This is a genomic window from Nostoc sp., from assembly GCF_036916575.1.
Lineage (GTDB): Bacteria > Cyanobacteriota > Cyanobacteriia > Cyanobacteriales > Nostocaceae > Nostoc.
The window spans coordinates 123,993-139,902 of record NZ_JBALGC010000143.1 but is presented as its reverse complement, the minus strand read 5'-3'; the positions used below and the strand labels follow the sequence as shown (position 1 = coordinate 139,902).

General features: G+C 42.1%; 13 protein-coding genes. 9 read left to right on the top strand and 4 right to left on the bottom strand.

All coding sequences use genetic code 11. The features are described from left to right. Positions 1 to 435: 435 nt before the first annotated feature. The 3 genes from V7L29_RS32395 to V7L29_RS32385 form a co-directional block, all read right to left on the bottom strand. A complete protein-coding gene (locus V7L29_RS32395; RefSeq protein WP_334738062.1) occupies positions 436 to 2,355 on the bottom strand; it encodes a protein kinase domain-containing protein in 1,920 nt (639 codons plus the stop codon). Positions 2,356 to 2,464: 109 nt separating this feature from the next. Beyond that, positions 2,465 to 2,629 carry a hypothetical protein gene (locus V7L29_RS32390; protein ID WP_334738061.1) on the bottom strand — a complete coding sequence of 55 codons (165 nt, stop codon included), beginning with the start codon at positions 2,627 to 2,629 and terminating at the stop codon, positions 2,465 to 2,467. Positions 2,630 to 2,707: 78 nt separating this feature from the next. After that, the gene (locus tag V7L29_RS32385; protein ID WP_334692644.1) at positions 2,708 to 3,757 is read right to left on the bottom strand and encodes a hypothetical protein; all 1,050 of its coding nucleotides are present in this window, start codon (positions 3,755 to 3,757) and stop codon (positions 2,708 to 2,710) included. 636 nt (positions 3,758 to 4,393) lie between these two features. On the opposite strand from V7L29_RS32385, the gene V7L29_RS32380 reads away from it, so the two are divergent. From V7L29_RS32380 to V7L29_RS32365, 4 genes are all read left to right on the top strand, one after another. After that, positions 4,394 to 6,322, top strand: a complete 1,929-nt coding sequence (locus V7L29_RS32380; protein WP_334738060.1) for an alpha-amylase family glycosyl hydrolase — start codon at positions 4,394 to 4,396, stop codon at positions 6,320 to 6,322. 545 nt (positions 6,323 to 6,867) lie between these two features. Further along, positions 6,868 to 7,608, top strand: a complete 741-nt coding sequence (locus V7L29_RS32375; protein WP_334738059.1) for a hypothetical protein — start codon at positions 6,868 to 6,870, stop codon at positions 7,606 to 7,608. A 212-nt stretch (positions 7,609 to 7,820) separates the two neighbouring features. Continuing rightward, positions 7,821 to 8,117: a hypothetical protein gene (locus V7L29_RS32370; RefSeq protein ID WP_334738058.1), complete on the top strand. Its 297-nt coding sequence runs from the start codon at positions 7,821 to 7,823 to the stop codon at positions 8,115 to 8,117. 123 nt (positions 8,118 to 8,240) lie between these two features. After that, positions 8,241 to 8,522 carry a class I SAM-dependent methyltransferase gene (locus V7L29_RS32365; protein WP_334738057.1) on the top strand — a complete coding sequence of 94 codons (282 nt, stop codon included), beginning with the start codon at positions 8,241 to 8,243 and terminating at the stop codon, positions 8,520 to 8,522. A gap of 47 nt (positions 8,523 to 8,569) precedes the next feature. Here the strand turns inward: V7L29_RS32365 and V7L29_RS32360 are convergent, their stop codons facing one another. Then, positions 8,570 to 8,974, bottom strand: a complete 405-nt coding sequence (locus tag V7L29_RS32360) for a hypothetical protein (RefSeq protein WP_334692649.1) — start codon at positions 8,972 to 8,974, stop codon at positions 8,570 to 8,572. A gap of 191 nt (positions 8,975 to 9,165) precedes the next feature. Here V7L29_RS32360 and ppsA point away from each other — a divergent pair, with 191 nt between their 5' ends. From ppsA to V7L29_RS32335, 5 genes are all read left to right on the top strand, one after another. Beyond that, positions 9,166 to 11,667 carry a phosphoenolpyruvate synthase gene (gene ppsA, locus V7L29_RS32355; RefSeq protein WP_334738056.1) on the top strand — a complete coding sequence of 834 codons (2,502 nt, stop codon included), beginning with the start codon at positions 9,166 to 9,168 and terminating at the stop codon, positions 11,665 to 11,667. A 266-nt stretch (positions 11,668 to 11,933) separates the two neighbouring features. Then, positions 11,934 to 12,596, top strand: a complete 663-nt coding sequence (locus tag V7L29_RS32350) for a glutathione S-transferase family protein (RefSeq protein WP_334738055.1) — start codon at positions 11,934 to 11,936, stop codon at positions 12,594 to 12,596. A gap of 252 nt (positions 12,597 to 12,848) precedes the next feature. Further along, complete coding sequence (locus tag V7L29_RS32345; RefSeq protein WP_334738054.1) at positions 12,849 to 13,436, top strand: GNAT family N-acetyltransferase; 588 nt, start codon at positions 12,849 to 12,851, stop codon at positions 13,434 to 13,436. A 46-nt stretch (positions 13,437 to 13,482) separates the two neighbouring features. Next, positions 13,483 to 15,012, top strand: coding sequence for a dolichyl-phosphate-mannose--protein mannosyltransferase (locus tag V7L29_RS32340; RefSeq protein ID WP_334738053.1), 1,530 nt, complete (start codon positions 13,483 to 13,485; stop codon positions 15,010 to 15,012). Positions 15,013 to 15,553: 541 nt separating this feature from the next. Continuing rightward, positions 15,554 to 15,703 carry an ATP-binding protein gene (locus V7L29_RS32335; RefSeq protein ID WP_334738052.1) on the top strand — a complete coding sequence of 50 codons (150 nt, stop codon included), beginning with the start codon at positions 15,554 to 15,556 and terminating at the stop codon, positions 15,701 to 15,703. Positions 15,704 to 15,910: the final 207 nt, after the last annotated feature.

The window sequence follows — 15,910 nt, the reverse complement described above, 5'->3', positions numbered from 1 at the left end:
CGCCAAAGGCGATGGGGGTCTCCCCCATGAGGGACTGCGGGAGCAAAGGACACATAGACGCAACAGCGGCTTAAGGCAGGGTAGGAATAAGAGTTCCAGAGAGTTTTTCCGTAAGTCCTGAGTATAATTAATCTGACTACTTAATAAGTACTGGCAATAGTTAAGTTTAGTAAACTTCATAAAATACAGGATTGATTTTATGCATCCTCAACTAATTTCTCATGATTTGAAGAATATTTAACACAGATGATTACTGTTACTAATTTCCGCAATACCTTCTGAGTACGCCACTTCTTCGTAGTACATAAATACTATTAATTAGCGATCGCGCTGTGCCAGTTGCGTAAGTCCTGGACTTGAAGGCGCGAAATATGATTGCGCCAAGCATTAATCGCTTGAAGTGATTAAGTTTTGAAAACAATGTTTCCCAGGAAATTAACACCTTTTGGCTGTCGATGGACTTACAAAATCATGTAAATTTACATCCCAAATGCTAATGTAAATAAAATCACATTTTTGGCGGATAATCTGACCTTTGACTGAGCCATTCTTAAAACTAAAATTATCAGACTGGTGCTGTTGTACCTGTTTGAGTCCCTGTTTAATATCTTCAGTGGCTTGCCCACCTAACAATCCATTCAAGGTAGCCTCCATTACCTGCGGTTCTACCGATTGGGCAAAAGATACCTCAGTTTGACGCAGTACTTTAGAATTACGATCAAATAAGTAGCCAAGGTCAATTTTGTCTGGCACTAATTTGTAAACGACAGCACGGGTATTGCCCCATGCGCCTCTTAAATCTTTACTTGGTCTACCGAGGGTAGCTTCTACAATGTTTCTTGCTGTACCTGTAGGGAATGCGGGAACATTTTGTCTGCTGGTAGTGGCAGCTAATTTACTGCGGGGCTTGTTCTGTGGTGTGGAACGCACTTCTGGTGTGGGAACTGCGTTGACATTGCCCGCCTTCTCTACGAGACGCTTTGCGAATGGCATCGCCTGATTCTTTGGTTCTGGCTGTGGTGTGGATACTGCTACTGGTGCTGGAGTATCTGAAGTTACAGGCTCCTTTTCTAGGGGTGGTGTGAATACAACTGGGGGATTAGAGGTTGGCAAAGGATCAGGAATTACTGGCGGTTTTGGTCGTGAGGTTGGTACAACTGGAACTGGAGAATGAGAAGAAACAGGCGGATTGAGAGATGCAGGAGTCGAAGGCAAAGATTCTGGCGATGGGGTGGGACTTGTGGCAATGGTTATTTCTGGTTGTTGCTGACGAGTGAAGCTAGAAATTGCAACTGCACCAAGCAAGCCGCCTACCAGCAAACTACCAACAATTACAGCAGTTTTCTGCCAATTTCCACCAGAGGAAGACCTGGCGATACCTTCTCTACGAGAGGCTACGCCAACGGTGAGCTTCGCTAACGCAGAATTTTTTTGTGGCGAATATAATGGCTGGATTTGTCGAGTCGATGTAGCAGTAGGAGAAGAAATGACTGTGGAAGTATTTGCAGCGAATTCAGGGGGTATATTAATAGCAGACTGCAAGGCGTGTAGCATTTTACTGGCAGTGCTATAGCGATCGCCAGCATGGGGCTTAATAGCCTGATTAAGTACCGTCGCCAATTGGGAAGAGACGTTAGGGGCGTACTGCTGCCAAAGTATTTCCCCAGTTTTGGGATCAGTTAGTAGTTCTTGCGGGTGTTTACCAGTTAGCAGATAAATCGCCGTTAAGCCTAAGCTGTAGATATCAGTGGCGTAAACTGGGCGTCCAACGGCTTGTTCGCTAGGCATATACCCAGGCGTACCAATCACAAGCGATCGCGTGGGGTATCTTTGAGAATTCACCACTGAACGGATTGTTTCTTTGACTGCACCAAAATCAATCACAACTGGGTTGCCATCAACAAAACGGAGAATGATGTTATCTGGCTTGATATCCCGATGAATAATACCTTTGCTGTGGACATAATCTAAGACTGAGAGCAGACTCAAGAGAATTTGCCGAACAGCAGTTTCACTCTCAAATCCTTTGGCTTCGACAATTTTTGTCAAGGTTTGGCCGTGAATCCATTCTTGGACGAGGTAAAACTGCCCGTTCTCAGAAAAGTAGGCGTAGAGTTTAGGAATTTGGTGACTACTTTCACCCAAATATTCCAAGGTTGCTGCTTCCCGTTCAAACCGCTGTTGGATAAGTTGGTAGGTTTGCGGGTCATTATTGGTTATCGGTTTTAGTTGCTTGATCACACAGCGACGGCGAGAAGGCATATGGACATCTTCTGCTAGAAAGGTTTCGCCAAACCCACCAGCGCCGATTACTTGGATAATTTGATAGCGATTATTCAGCAGGGTTATTGTCATGGAAAATTACAAGCGTAGACAGCCAGTGCGGAGCCGGAGACTTCCTGTCTTCTTTGGGCTTGTCGTCAGACATCGCCCTTTCCAAATGTACATCAGATGAGTTGATGAGTTATGGACACTTAATTGAAAACGCCATCGGTTCCCAATAGTTTATTGGTATGATGGCGTGAATTCGTTTTGCGTAGGCGTAGCCCGTCGTAGCGAAAAGTTGGAGCAAAGGCTTCTTCCGTTGGCGCAGCCCGCCGCAGGCATCCAAACTTTTCAAGGCAGACATCGCTTTTTTGGATAGAGAAATTACTTAATACGTCACCAGAAAAACTCTATTTCCGACGCTTTTTTGCGGTGACGTGTACTAAGTGAACTCTATAGTCTCAATAAACTCTAAAATACTCTGCTTGATGTCTTCGGCTTCTTCTTCAAGGGAATCGGGAGTTTCGCCGTCAATAAAGCTCTGCTGACTACTAACTATATACAAAAATTCACCACTGATAAAGGTGAGCAGCCCTCGGTAAGCGTCTAATCTGATCGCAGTTCCATTATTTTCTTGCTTAGAAATTGTCGAACCTTTGGGCATATCGATTAACACGTAGTAAGCACCTCGCAAAGTATCTTCCAGATATTCGGTATACTCGACAGAAGCATCTGGTACATTGGCAAAAATCGCTTGAGGTACATACTTGTCTACTAAGATTGTTTGTAAATATTCTTCTTGTCCAACAGACTCCAGTTCCTCTAACTGTTCCAGGGGGAAAGGATAATAATCGATTCTCAGCAAAGTACCGATGTCATCGGAAAAGCCAACTACTCCTTCCTGGCTTTGAATTCTACCACCTTGCTGCGGATCAACCGGAATCGACACCGTAAAATTACCTAAGGGTGATTCATAGGTCTGTTGACTAAAATCTTCTATGACTACTGTTTCATCTTCGTCGTCTGCATATTCTTCCTCTTCTGCTTCTTTAAAGGCTGCAATTACCTCTTTAATAATTTCCTCTGCTTCTTCATCCTCAAGTTCCAAGGCTGCTTGTAGCTTTTTGAGATAAGCTTGTTTCGATTTAGGGATGGTGAGTTCATCGTCTAAAAGCACTATCACACCAGCTGCAAAACCATCCAGCACTAATTCATCTGAGAGAGATACTTTGGCGACATTAAACAAAGGCCCAATTCCCTCTTCTTCGACAATGTCTATGAGTCTATCAACTATTTCTGCGATTTCATCTTCTGAGTATTCCTCAAAGACCTCGAATTCCCAGAGGATACCCGCTAAACTTTCTGCATCTATATCCTCAATGGATAAATCAGCGATCGCGGTAACAGTTGCGATCGCCGCCACCGCTTCCTCTGGACTTAGTGATTCCTCTGATGTCTTTGGTGAGTTAAAAACCTTGTCATATTTTGTCATAATTGCTACCTAAATTAATTCTTTGATAGTAATAACAGATTGAAAGTGACAATGGTCAGTTTACTAATGGAGCAAATCTTCTAGAGAAAAATAGGTTTTAACCAGCTATTGACTTTCCAGGACAAATTCTGGTTTCACACCCAAGGAGTTAACTCAGAACTTGCACCAGTCCCCACAGCCGCCTCAGAATTCATTTTAGGGCTACTAGCTAAAGTCTTCTAAAGAAGACTGAATAAGGATTGGAGTCCACTTGAGCGGACTTGCGCTATTAGCCAGAGAATTTATTCTCTGGTAGGAAAGTGGGCAGGTGCAAAATATAACTTAAGGTGTTCTAAAATCCGTTCTCGAATATACACTTAAACACTAGCTAGGCTCAATATTTACCGCAAGTCACTTTGACTAGATATTGTAAATTTTTGTGATGAAGCAATTACCGTTAATAATTGCTATCATTTTTTAGTTTTTATCCTCTAGCAGATGAATTATGTCTACCGATGGAATTATAAACTAGCTAACGATAGATACCTATACCGTGGGCAGGATGTGACAATGCCGAAGTTTGTAGTGACACAGAATACTCGAAACGTTGTACTGTTGGATATACAAACGTGTAGTTCATGAAGTTTTGAGTTTTTTATGGTAAAGACCCCACCATCCCAGTTTTCACCAGATCAATATAAAGTAGATCCTGCAAAGGAAAACGTAGAAGCTCTTATACAAGAACCGCAGTTAGATATTGAGATTGCTCTAGAGTTCCTTTACACCAGAGATATTGAATTTCGTCAGGAAACAATTTATTTTCTGGTAGTCGATCGCTTTTATGATGGCGATCCGGATAACAGCGAAGGTGAAAACTCAGAACTGTACGATCCAAGTAGACAAGATTGGGGTAAGTACTGGGGTGGCGACTTGCAAGGTGTGATCGATAAATTAGATTATCTCAAAAACATGGGGGTTACGGCCCTTTGGCTAACTCCACTGTTCGAGCAGGTTGAAGAGTTATTTGTTGGCAATGCAGCGCTACATGGCTATTGGACAAAAGATTTTAAGCGGCTTAATCCTCGCTACATTGCTCAAGGAGAGAACCCTTCTTTAAACACCACCCAAGAAGAAAAAAATACGACCTTTGATCGGTTAATTACAGAACTGCACAAGCGGAATATGAAGCTGGTGCTGGATATTGTCTGCAACCATAGCACACCTGATACCAGCGGTAGCAAAGGGGAATTGTATGATGATGGCGTCAAAATTGCTGACTTCAATGATGATGCTAATAATTGGTATCACCACTATGGCGAAGTGCAAAACTGGGAAGACGATTGGCAAGTACAGAACTGTGAACTATCGGGTCTAGCAACTTTCAATGAGAACAATATTGAATATCGTGAGTATATCAAGTCAGCAATTAAACAATGGCTAGATCGGGGTGTAGATGCACTGCGGGTGGATACTGTCAAGCATATGCCCATTTGGTTTTGGCAAGAATTCACTGGCGATATGAGCAATCACAAACCAGATGTATTTATTTTTGGTGAATGGATTTACAGTAATCCTAGTGATGATCGCTCAGTGGAATTTGTTAACCACTCAGGCATGACACTTTTAGACTTTGGTTTGTGTGTAGCAATTCGAGCCGCACTGGGGCAAGGTTCAGAAAACGGATTTCAAACAATTCAATACATTTTTGACCAGGATTATCGCTATAACGGGGCAACAGAGCTAGTCACTTTCATCGATAACCATGATATGTGCCGCTTCCAATCGCTGAACCCCGATCCAGCGATGCTGAAGGTTGCGATCGCCTTAGTTATGACTTGTCGCGGTATTCCCTGCATTTACTATGGCACAGAACAATATCTGCATAACGACACTGATGGCGGTAATGACCCGTACAACCGTCCGATGATGGAAAGTTGGGATACCGAGAGTGAGATTTATCGTTGCATCAGGCTGTTATCTGGCTTACGGCGACTCAATCCAGCTGTGTCAATGGGTAGCCACTGGCAAAAATACTTAACACCTGACATTTACTGCTATGTACGCCGTTATCGTGACTCCGTGTGTTTTGTAGCTTTAAACCGGGGAGGAGAAGTTACCTTACCAGAAGTAGAAACAGAATTGCCCGATGGGGAACATACCTGTATAGTGACTCGCAACAAATACGAGGTCAAAGACGGGAAAATTTATGATTGGCAACTCGAAGAACGGGGAGTAATTGTTTTGAGCCACGTCGGAGAACGGATTAAAGCTCAGACTATAGTACGAGTACAACTTAACGGCGTGCAGACCCAACCAGGTGAAACAATCGTTGTCATGGGAGACTGTCCAGAGTTGGGTAACTGGGATATCAGCAAAGCGTATCCCCTAGAGTACATCAACACTAATACTTGGTTTGCTGAAATTCCCTTTAATGAGAGTGCCGGAAATCTCATAGCTTATAAATATGCCATGTGGCGGGAAGGGCGATCGCCTCTGCGGGAAAATCTCGTAAATCGCCGCTGGGTGATTGCGAAAGAAGGTACCGTTAAATGGCGTGATACCTGGGCATCGGGACGGGAATCTTAGAAATTTCAGATAAACAATGAAGTGTGAAGGAGCAAAATTTTCATCTTTCGCACTTTATTGTATGTGAACTGATAGCGCTTCTTATACCCTGTGGTAAGCCGTTACACGTCTATGTATGCAATACTCTAATTTATAAATGTTTCTTCAATATATTTTAGTTTCTAGTGATCCCGATCACACCATTTTTTAAGTAAAAACAGATAGTATCAAGCATATAAATACCTAATAACTGTCAAAACAAGAGCTAAGAGGCTTTACCTTTTACAGAATAAAAGGATGCATGATACCTTTATGAGTACTAAACTCATATCAGTTCAAAATTCATGCATTATAGCAGTTTTCATGTATTTGAACCACATCTGTCGTAGGGGCACAGCAATGTTCCGTAGAGCGTGGTCTATTTACCTGAAAATAGCTGTAAGAAAGAAAGCCTGATTGAGTGTGGGTTTCCAGGTTTGTATGTGTCACATTCTTTTTTGAAATTGGTATCACCAGTTTTCAATTCTTACCAAGTCATCTAAAAAATGAGGAAAAGGTAAATGGTAATGCTCGACCTCTTACTAAAAAATCAATTAAGTGCTACAAAAACACTAAAAGCTAAAAATGAAATCTTTGCACGAGTTCAAAGTCGAAAGCCAGAAACTTTAAAAGCCGAAATAAATTTTTACAAAACTGAATTACTTCCTTATTTTATCAAGTTGAGTCAACACAATCCTGTCTTAAGTGTGACAGAGCAAGTACGGCTTTTAGTGGGTGTTTGGACACCAATCTGGTCTACGATATCGTTTCATGAAACTTTACCGCAAAGAATACAAGAGCAGTCCTTCCAAATTTTCCAGCGTGATGGTTACTGTGCCAGTATAGCTCGCTATCTACTGGGAAAAGAGTCCTCTTTATCTCAGAATTTTCAATCAAAATTACCAGCTTATGATTTCATGGCAATCCAAAAATATGGAGTTCAAAATGGTAAATGGTATCTTCAAAACATCGATAGATTTCAGGCTTTTAAAAATAGAGAAACTCCTCTAACTTTAGAATCAGTCTATAACTGGTTTACTAATGTAGTTAACACTAAAGTCAAACTGAATACGTCAAAAGTGGATTTGCCTAAAGCTCTCAAATTAGAAAACCTAGAGATTAATCATGCTAATGAATTTCAAAAAACATACTTAGCAACTTCTCAAGTGTTTGAACATTTATATATAGATAATGACTTGCGACTTGTAAAAACTCAAACAGATGCCTCACATCTACCTAGTTACACAATTGCTGTAAGGAGGCAATAAGGATAATAATTTCTGTAAATCGAAAACTTTTTGTCAGATGCCAAGTATAATACTCAATCTAAAAATAAGCAGAACCAAAAATCTTCCTTTTCGTTAAAAAAATACTTTATTGAAGCTGTAAAAGATCAGCTTTCTGAGTTAGGCAGTTAGGCTTTATTCCTTGGATTTGCTAGAATGACGCACAGAGGCTTGATAGTAGGAAAACCGAGTCAATGTCTATCATCATTTCTCTTAGTCCACAAGTAGAAGCACAATGTGAAAAAGCTGCACAAGAGGGGCAAGATGTAAGTCTTGTTGCTACTGAACTGCTAACTCGTATTCTGGAGTGGGAGTTGCAAGACTCGGAAGAAGTTTTTACGGGTATCCAGCGTAGTTTGGATGATTTTGAGGGGAGACGTTCCTGTTCGTTTCAAGAGTTTGCCGAGGAACAACGCCACAAGTACAATCTGCGAAATACATTTGGCGAAAATATAGGAAATGTTGCCCAAAGCAGAGAGGACAATAGTTGATTGAATAAGTGGTACAAAGAAGACCTTGCATTTATTCATGATGACGGTTTCCGTGACTTCGCTCTCAAATCCACTCCTGGCATCTTATAAATCCTGGCTCAAAACAAAATACATGATGGACTAGTGGTTAACTTGGGTTGCGGTAGTGGATTATGGGCACAAGAACTCACCAAGGCTCATTATCATGTTCTCGGAGTTGATATTTCTAAGTCGATGATTAATATTGCACGAACAAGAGTGCCAGATGCCGAGTTTCGCATCGATTCACTATTTAAAATCGATATTCCGCCGTGTAATGCCGTCACTTCCATTGGTGAATGCCTCAGCTACCTATTTGATCCAGATAACGATCGCCAAACGCTTGTTCAGCTTTTCCACCGCATAGTCGATGATTTGGTATATTAGGCTATAAATATATACAGATAATTTATTTATTGAACACGTCTGTTTTGTTACTTATGGGATTGGGCGATACGCATTTCGATATCTGACAATGTTTGTAACAATAAACGAGTTGCCTGCAATTTCCAACCCCATTTCTGAATTCTGTAAGCTAATACAGTTCCAACTACAGACGCTAACAAGCCTATGGGTTGATTTAAAGAAATTCCTAATAACAAACCCAATCCAGCGATTCCCCAAAATGGTAAGGCTACCGCTTGTCTTTGTTCTTCGACAACTTGGGTAATTATATTAGATTTCATAGTAGCGAGTAATGCCTCTTTAACTTGCTGCTGTTCTGTAGCCGATACTGTTAAACCGATTTTACGGCGCAGTTTTTCCATTTTACGGGCATCAGTGCTGTATTCAGTTAGCTCATCTTCTGCCATTTTCAGCAGTCGTTTTAGTTGGATCATTGTGTAATTGCTTCAGGTATTCAGATATACCCATTATCTCGAATAATTGTTATTTATAGACTATGGCTAGGAATTTAATTGCACAATCTAAAATCACCTGACTGGCTGCAAAATCTAAAATTGAAGATGGAAAAAATATACTAGCGGTTATGCACTGATCAAGTTGAGTATAAACTTAAAAGGTAATATTTATGGCTACTGTATCTAAAAGCACTTTATCTGTATCTGCCAAAGAGCGATCGCTCATCCTGTGGTTTGATGAAGTTGGTATTGGTGATATTCCTGTAGTTGGTGGGAAAAATGCTTCACTGGGGGAAATGATTCAACAGCTAACGCCTAAAGGTATTAATGTTCCCACCGGATTTGCTACCACTGCTTATGCTTATCGTTATTTTATTCAATCAGCGGGGTTAGAAATAAAGTTACGCCAGCTGTTTGCAGATTTAGATGTTGAAGATGTCAAAAATTTACGAGAACGGGGAAAAAAAGCGCGATCGCTATTAATCCACACCCCATTTCCTGTAGAATTGCGACAGGCGATCGCTAAAGCTTATCAGAGTCTCTGTGAGCGATACAACGCAGAGACAGATGTTGCAGTCCGTTCCAGCGCCACTGCTGAGGATCTGCCCGATGCTAGTTTTGCCGGACAGCAGGAAACTTACCTCAACGTTGTCGGTGCCGAAGGAGTTTTAGCAGCTTGTCATAAATGCTTTGCTTCTTTATTTACTGATCGCGCCATTTCTTATCGTCACACCAAAGGATTTGACCATTTTAGCATTGCTCTGGCTGTGGGCGTGCAAAAAATGGTGCGCTCTGACTTAGCAACCTCTGGGGTGATGTTCTCCATTGATACAGAAACCGGATTTAAGGATGCGGCACTGATTACAGCCGCCTACGGTTTAGGGGAAAATGTTGTTCAGGGGTCTGTAAATCCCGATGAATATTATGTTTTTAAACCAACTTTAAAAGCTGGTTTTTGCCCAATTATCGATAAAAGATTGGGCAGTAAAGAACTGAAAATGATTTATGATGACGGTTCTAAATTTACGAAAAATGTTTCAGTTTCGCCCAGCGAAAGAGGAAAATTCGCTCTGAATGATCAAGAAATTTTACAACTAGCAAATTGGGCATGTTTAATTGAAGACCATTATTCCCAAGTCCACGGCATTTTCACGCCAATGGATATTGAGTGGGCAAAAGATGGAATTACTAATCAACTTTTTATTGTGCAAGCGCGTCCCGAAACTGTCCAGTCACAGAAGACGGGAAATGTGTTGCGGAGTTATCGGTTGGTATTGGGAAATAAGGAATGGGGAATAGGAAATGGGGAAAAATCTTTTCAATCCCCAATTCCCACTCCTGAATCCTTAATCCCTCTTGTTATCGGACGGGCTATTGGAGAAGCGATTAGTCAAGGAAAAGCACGCCTAATTTTAGATGTTCACAAACTTGACCAATTCCAAGTTGGGGAAGTTTTGGTCACAGAGAGAACTGACCCCGATTGGGAACCGATTATGAAACGCGCCAGTGCAATTGTCACCAATTCTGGGGGGCGCACCTGCCATGCAGCAATTATCGCGCGAGAATTGGGTGTACCTGCGATCGTCGGATGCGGCAATGCTACAGAAATCTTGAAACCTGGTCAAGAGGTAACAATTTCTTGCGCTGAAGGGGAAGAGGGAAAAGTTTATGCGGGCTTATTACCTTTTGAAGTTGAAGAAGTTCCTTTAGAGAACTTACCCCGCACCCGCACTCAAATTTTAATGAATGTTGGTAATCCCCAAGAAGCATTGAGTTTATCTGCAATTCCCAACGATGGGGTAGGTTTAGCGCGGACAGAATTTATCATCGCTAACCAAATTCAAATTCATCCAATGGCGTTGATTCACTATGATTTGTTAAAAGATGAATTTATGAAAGCTAAAATTGCTGAAATTACCGCACTTTACGACGATAAACCCCAGTATTTTGTAGATAAATTAGCCCAAGGCATCGGTAGAATTGCCGCAGCATTTTATCCCAAACCTGTAATTGTGCGAATGTCAGATTTCAAAAGTAACGAATATGCCAATTTGTTAGGTGGGCGACAGTTTGAACCCCATGAAGAAAACCCAATGCTGGGTTGGCGAGGAGCGGCGCGTTACTATGATCAAGGCTACAGGGAAGCTTTTGCCCTAGAATGTCATGCCATCAAGCGGGTACGGGAAGATATGGGTTTGACGAATGTTATCCCGATGATTCCCTTTTGTCGTACTCCCGATGAAGGGCGTTTGGTTTTAGCAGAGATGGCAAAAAATGGTTTAAAGCAAGGGGTTAACGACTTGCAGATTTATGTGATGTGTGAGTTGCCCAATAATGTAATTATGGCTGAGGAGTTTGCTGAGGTATTTGATGGTTTCTCAATTGGTTCCAATGACCTCACTCAGTTAACACTGGGGATAGATAGGGATTCGGCGTTAGTGGCGCGGTTATTTGATGAGCGCAGTCAGGGTGTAAAGCGAATGGTGAAAATGGCCATAGAAGCGGCGAAAAAATGCGATCGCAAAATCGGTATTTGTGGGCAAGCACCCAGCGACTATCCAGAATTTGCCCAGTTTTTGGTTGAACAAGGAATTGACTCGATTAGCCTAAATCCTGATTCAGTTTTAAAGACAATGCTAGAAGTGGCAAAAGTCGAGGGTACTAATTTGTAAAAGGTTGCTCCACCTCTGACACTGTTCTGGGGTACTCAGTTGAGGCAAAGTCTAATGCAAGCGAAACGATACAAGTGGTCAATCGCAAATCGCAGCATCAGCCGCGCAAAATGTAACACTATTGGTAATAGTGTTACATCTGTCTTTTTGCGATAGTTCCGCCGGTGCTTTTAATGCCAGCTTTGACGCTGATATCTAGAGTTGCTGTTCTTGCCGGACAGAACACATACCCAAAGCAGAAAATTGGATCAAAAGGAGAAATCACCATGACCCTGACAATGACACCCACTATTACCGCCTTTGAACAGTCGCCTGATGGCGGCAAGGGACTGGCGCGTGACATGCGCGTTCGCTGGGCGCTCGAAGAAGTGGGCCAACCTTACAACGTTCGTCTTGTTTCGTTCAGTGAGATGAAGCAACCCGCGCACCGTGCGCTTCATCCTTTCGGGCAAATTCCAACCTACGAGTCAGGTGATCTCGCCCTGTTCGAGTCGGGGGCGATCGTGTTCCATATCGCACAGGGCCATACAAGGCTGTTGCCAGACGATGCGAATAGTCGAGCGCGAGCGATCACATGGATGTTTGCCGCACTTAACACGATGGAGCCGCCAATCGTTGATTGGGGAATCACCACGTTATTAGAGCGTGATCAGGCCTGGTACGAGCAGCGCCTGCGTGTTGTCGAAGGTCACACCCGTAATCGGCTCTTAGAACTTTCCAGTCACCTTGGAGATGCCGACTGGCTTGATGGCGCATTCAGCGCAGGCGACCTGATGATGGTGTCAGTGCTGCTCAGATTGAAAAACTCGGATATGCTCTTTGACTATCCGAATCTCTCTACCTATGTTGCCCGTGCCGAAGCGCGGCCCGCCTTCAAGCGTGCTTTCGCCGCTCAATTAGCGGTTTTCACTGGCAAGCAACCGAATTAGTGAAGGCAGATATACCAAACGATCAGATTGTGTTAGGGTTCTGATCTGAAGAACTGCGGAAAGATTCAGAATTTGCGTAGTTTACCGCCGCAGGCATCGCATAACCAACGGTAGTTGAACTTCTGGATAACTGCCCATAGCATAGCGATCGCCATATTTTGTTTGTGTGATTGTCTACAAAACTTTTGACTGCTCAACCATAAGTATTTTAGTATTTTGCAGAATGGCGATTTATTTTAGCCAAAAGTTAAAATGACAATCCTTTTGGAAACCGAACGTTTGATAATTCGCAGTTGGATACCCGAACGCGATGCCGAACAAGCCTTTGTAATGTACAGTGATCCTGAAGTTACGCACTTTCTCGGTAAAGCTTCTCGCCCAGCAAGCATTGAGTCACAGCGTCAGCGCTTAATTGAAGGTATCGAGCGAATGCACCAACGCAACAATGGTACTGGATCTTGGGCAATTGTCGAAAAGGAAACTACAACAATTGTGGGAACTATCCTTTTGTTACAATTGCCCGACAAAGATGGTTTACCCACTCAAGATTATGAGGTAGGCTGGCACTTGAGGCGAGCTTCTTGGGGTAAAGGATATGCAACAGAAGCAGGACGAGTTATGCTCAACTACGGATTTAGTGTTTTGAACTTGCCAGTGATTTATGCCGTAGTGAAGCCAGAAAATCATGCCTCAATCCGTGTAACTCAAAGACTGGGTATGAAAGCAATGGGGCGGACAAACAAGTATTACGGTATTGAACTACTCCTGTTCCAACTAGATGCATCTGAAGAGTGGAGAGGGAGCAGGGGAGCAGGGGAGCAGGGGAAGCAGGGGAAGTAGGGGAAGAAAGAATAACTAATGCCCAATGACTAATGACTAATGACTAATGAATAAAAAGTGGTTCCGAATTGGGATAGTGAGTGTATTTCTTCTCTCACTTGCCTTACGGTTTTGGGGACTGGAGCGATTCAACACTCTGGTATTTGATGAAGTTTACTTTGCCAAATTTGGTAATAATTATCTCACGCATACGCCATTTTTTAATGCTCATCCACCGCTGAGTCAATATATTATTGGTATCGGCATTTGGATTGGCAGTCACATTCCTTTTTGGCATGATACGGTAAATGGGCTGACAGGTTCAATGCGATCGCCTTGGACTTACCGTTGGTTAAATGCCCTCACTGGCTCATTTATCCCTTTAGTTGTGGCTGCGATCGCTTATCAGTTGAGTTATCGTCGTAGCTTTGCAATCCTTGCAGGTTTGTTCACAGCTTCTGATGGCATCTTTCTGGTTGAGTCTCGCTATGCTTTAAGTAATATTTATATCGTCATCTTTGGTTTGTTAGGGCACTGGTTTTTATTATTGGCATTAGATAACCAAAATCGGCGACGTTCTTTTTGGTTAGTTTTTGCTGGCATTACTTTTGGTGCGTCAGTCGGTAGTAAGTGGAATGGTTTATGGTTCCTCTCAGGTGCTTATCTCATTTGGGTAACAGCTTGGATAATTCATTTGATCCATTCTTTTCCTAACCCCAAACTCTTTTTTACATCCCCCTCATTGAAGGAGGCAGAAGGCAGGAGGCAGGAAGCAGAAGTCAGGAGTCTGGAGTCTGGAGTTAGTACTTATTCTCTCTCATCTCAGACACCACTACAAAACTTGACTCAGCTAAATATTTTTCAGATGCTGTTTTATCTAGGAAGTATTCCAGCTTTTATCTACAGCATCATCTGGATTCCCCACCTTCAACTAGATAAAACATATGGATTTATTGCAGTACATCAGCAAATTTTGAAGTTTCACTTACATTTAGGTGGCAATAGTCCCAATGTGCATCCTTACTGTGCTGCCTGGTACAAATGGCCGTTGATGACTCGGCCAATGGCATATTATTATCAAACGGCTGAAAGTGTCACTGAACCATTACCTGTAATGGGGCCTCCTTTACCTGCTAGTGCTGGACAAGTTATTTATGATGTCCATGCAATGGGCAATCCATTTTTGTGGTGGTTTGGTATTGCTGCCATGTTGTTTTTAATAGGGATGCTGGTGTCACAAGTAGTGATTTTTTGGGTGAAGGAAAAGCGTTTTTCTGTGCCTGCAACTCTTAGTGTTGATACTTGGATTGCCTTGTATTTAGTTATAAATTATGCTGCTAACTTATTACCTTGGGTGGAAGTGACAAGGTGCGTTTTTATCTACCACTATATGTGTGCAGTGGTGTTTGTATTTTTAGCGATCGCTTGGTTTGTTGATCAATGTCTTCGCAGTTATTATCAACAACTCCGGGCGGTAGGTGTCACCATTACTTTTATCATTCTGGTTGCTTTTATTTTCTGGATGCCTGTTTATTTGGGTTTACCCCTCTCTCCTAATGGTTATAAGCTGCGAATGTGGTTCAACTCTTGGATTTGATTAAAAGGGCATTGGGTATGGGAAGAACAATCTTAGCAATGCTATTAAGTATTCACTCCCAGACGTCATAGTGCGCTTTGAACTAATTGATCAGGAAAAAACAGTAATATTCCGAATTCGACCTACATTTTGCATGACTAAATATGTCTAAAATTATGCCCTTCGCAGGTTGTTTCGTCAAAATCGGAATTTTAATAAAATGCCTAAAACTCTTTTCAGATAAGGGATTTAGACTTTTTATCATCTATGGGGGTGATAGAAGCGTTTAAGCTCAAACCATCTTAGATTATTGACAATGGTGTCAATAATTTCAATTTTGATATGAGCCTGGGTTGCGTTAGCGTAGCTCACCGTACCCCTACGGAGAAGCAAGCTACGCGTAGCGTCTCGTGGAGAAGGTATCGCACCTATAGAATCTGAAGTTTAAGCCCTGGAAAGGTTGTTGTACCTGGGTTATGGAAAATAACAAAATTTTCTAATTCACTTGCAGAATGAGGTTCAAGATTAGGAAATTGGCATTCCTAAAGAAGACTAAAAGCGAGTGTTTCAGCCTTTCCAACATGCGGACAATGTGAGAAATATTTCTGGTACTGCCTTGGGTCTGGTGATCGCCAAAAATTGTGTGGAAGCACAGGAGGGCAAAATTGTAATTAATAGTCAAGTTAGAGTCGGTACTACATTTAACAACTAAGTATAAAATAAGCTTTTTTACTAGCTTTTGAGAGCAAGTATGAACAATGCTTTTAAACATAACGTGTAGGCGTAGCCAGTCGTAGGCATCGCTAACCCCAAAATTGCGTTTTATACCCCCTTGTTCGACAAAATTTTAAGTACTATTATTTATTTGAAAACTGCTCTCAAAGGGATTTTCATCCGTGGTAACGGCGATTCTGCTATG

What these genes read in the sequence shown, in the direction of transcription:
- V7L29_RS32395 (WP_334738062.1), bottom strand. Translation starts at nt 2,355, where the DNA reads ATGACAATAACCCTGCTGAATAATCGCTATCAAATTATCCAAGTAATC.
- V7L29_RS32390 (WP_334738061.1), bottom strand. Translation starts at nt 2,629, where the DNA reads ATGTCTGCCTTGAAAAGTTTGGATGCCTGCGGCGGGCTGCGCCAACGG.
- V7L29_RS32385 (WP_334692644.1), bottom strand. Translation starts at nt 3,757, where the DNA reads ATGACAAAATATGACAAGGTTTTTAACTCACCAAAGACATCAGAGGAA.
- V7L29_RS32380 (WP_334738060.1), top strand. Translation starts at nt 4,394, where the DNA reads ATGGTAAAGACCCCACCATCCCAGTTTTCACCAGATCAATATAAAGTA.
- V7L29_RS32375 (WP_334738059.1), top strand. Translation starts at nt 6,868, where the DNA reads ATGCTCGACCTCTTACTAAAAAATCAATTAAGTGCTACAAAAACACTA.
- V7L29_RS32370 (WP_334738058.1), top strand. Translation starts at nt 7,821, where the DNA reads ATGTCTATCATCATTTCTCTTAGTCCACAAGTAGAAGCACAATGTGAA.
- V7L29_RS32360 (WP_334692649.1), bottom strand. Translation starts at nt 8,974, where the DNA reads ATGATCCAACTAAAACGACTGCTGAAAATGGCAGAAGATGAGCTAACT.
- ppsA (WP_334738056.1), top strand. Translation starts at nt 9,166, where the DNA reads ATGGCTACTGTATCTAAAAGCACTTTATCTGTATCTGCCAAAGAGCGA.
- V7L29_RS32350 (WP_334738055.1), top strand. Translation starts at nt 11,934, where the DNA reads ATGACCCTGACAATGACACCCACTATTACCGCCTTTGAACAGTCGCCT.
- V7L29_RS32345 (WP_334738054.1), top strand. Translation starts at nt 12,849, where the DNA reads ATGACAATCCTTTTGGAAACCGAACGTTTGATAATTCGCAGTTGGATA.
- V7L29_RS32340 (WP_334738053.1), top strand. Translation starts at nt 13,483, where the DNA reads ATGAATAAAAAGTGGTTCCGAATTGGGATAGTGAGTGTATTTCTTCTC.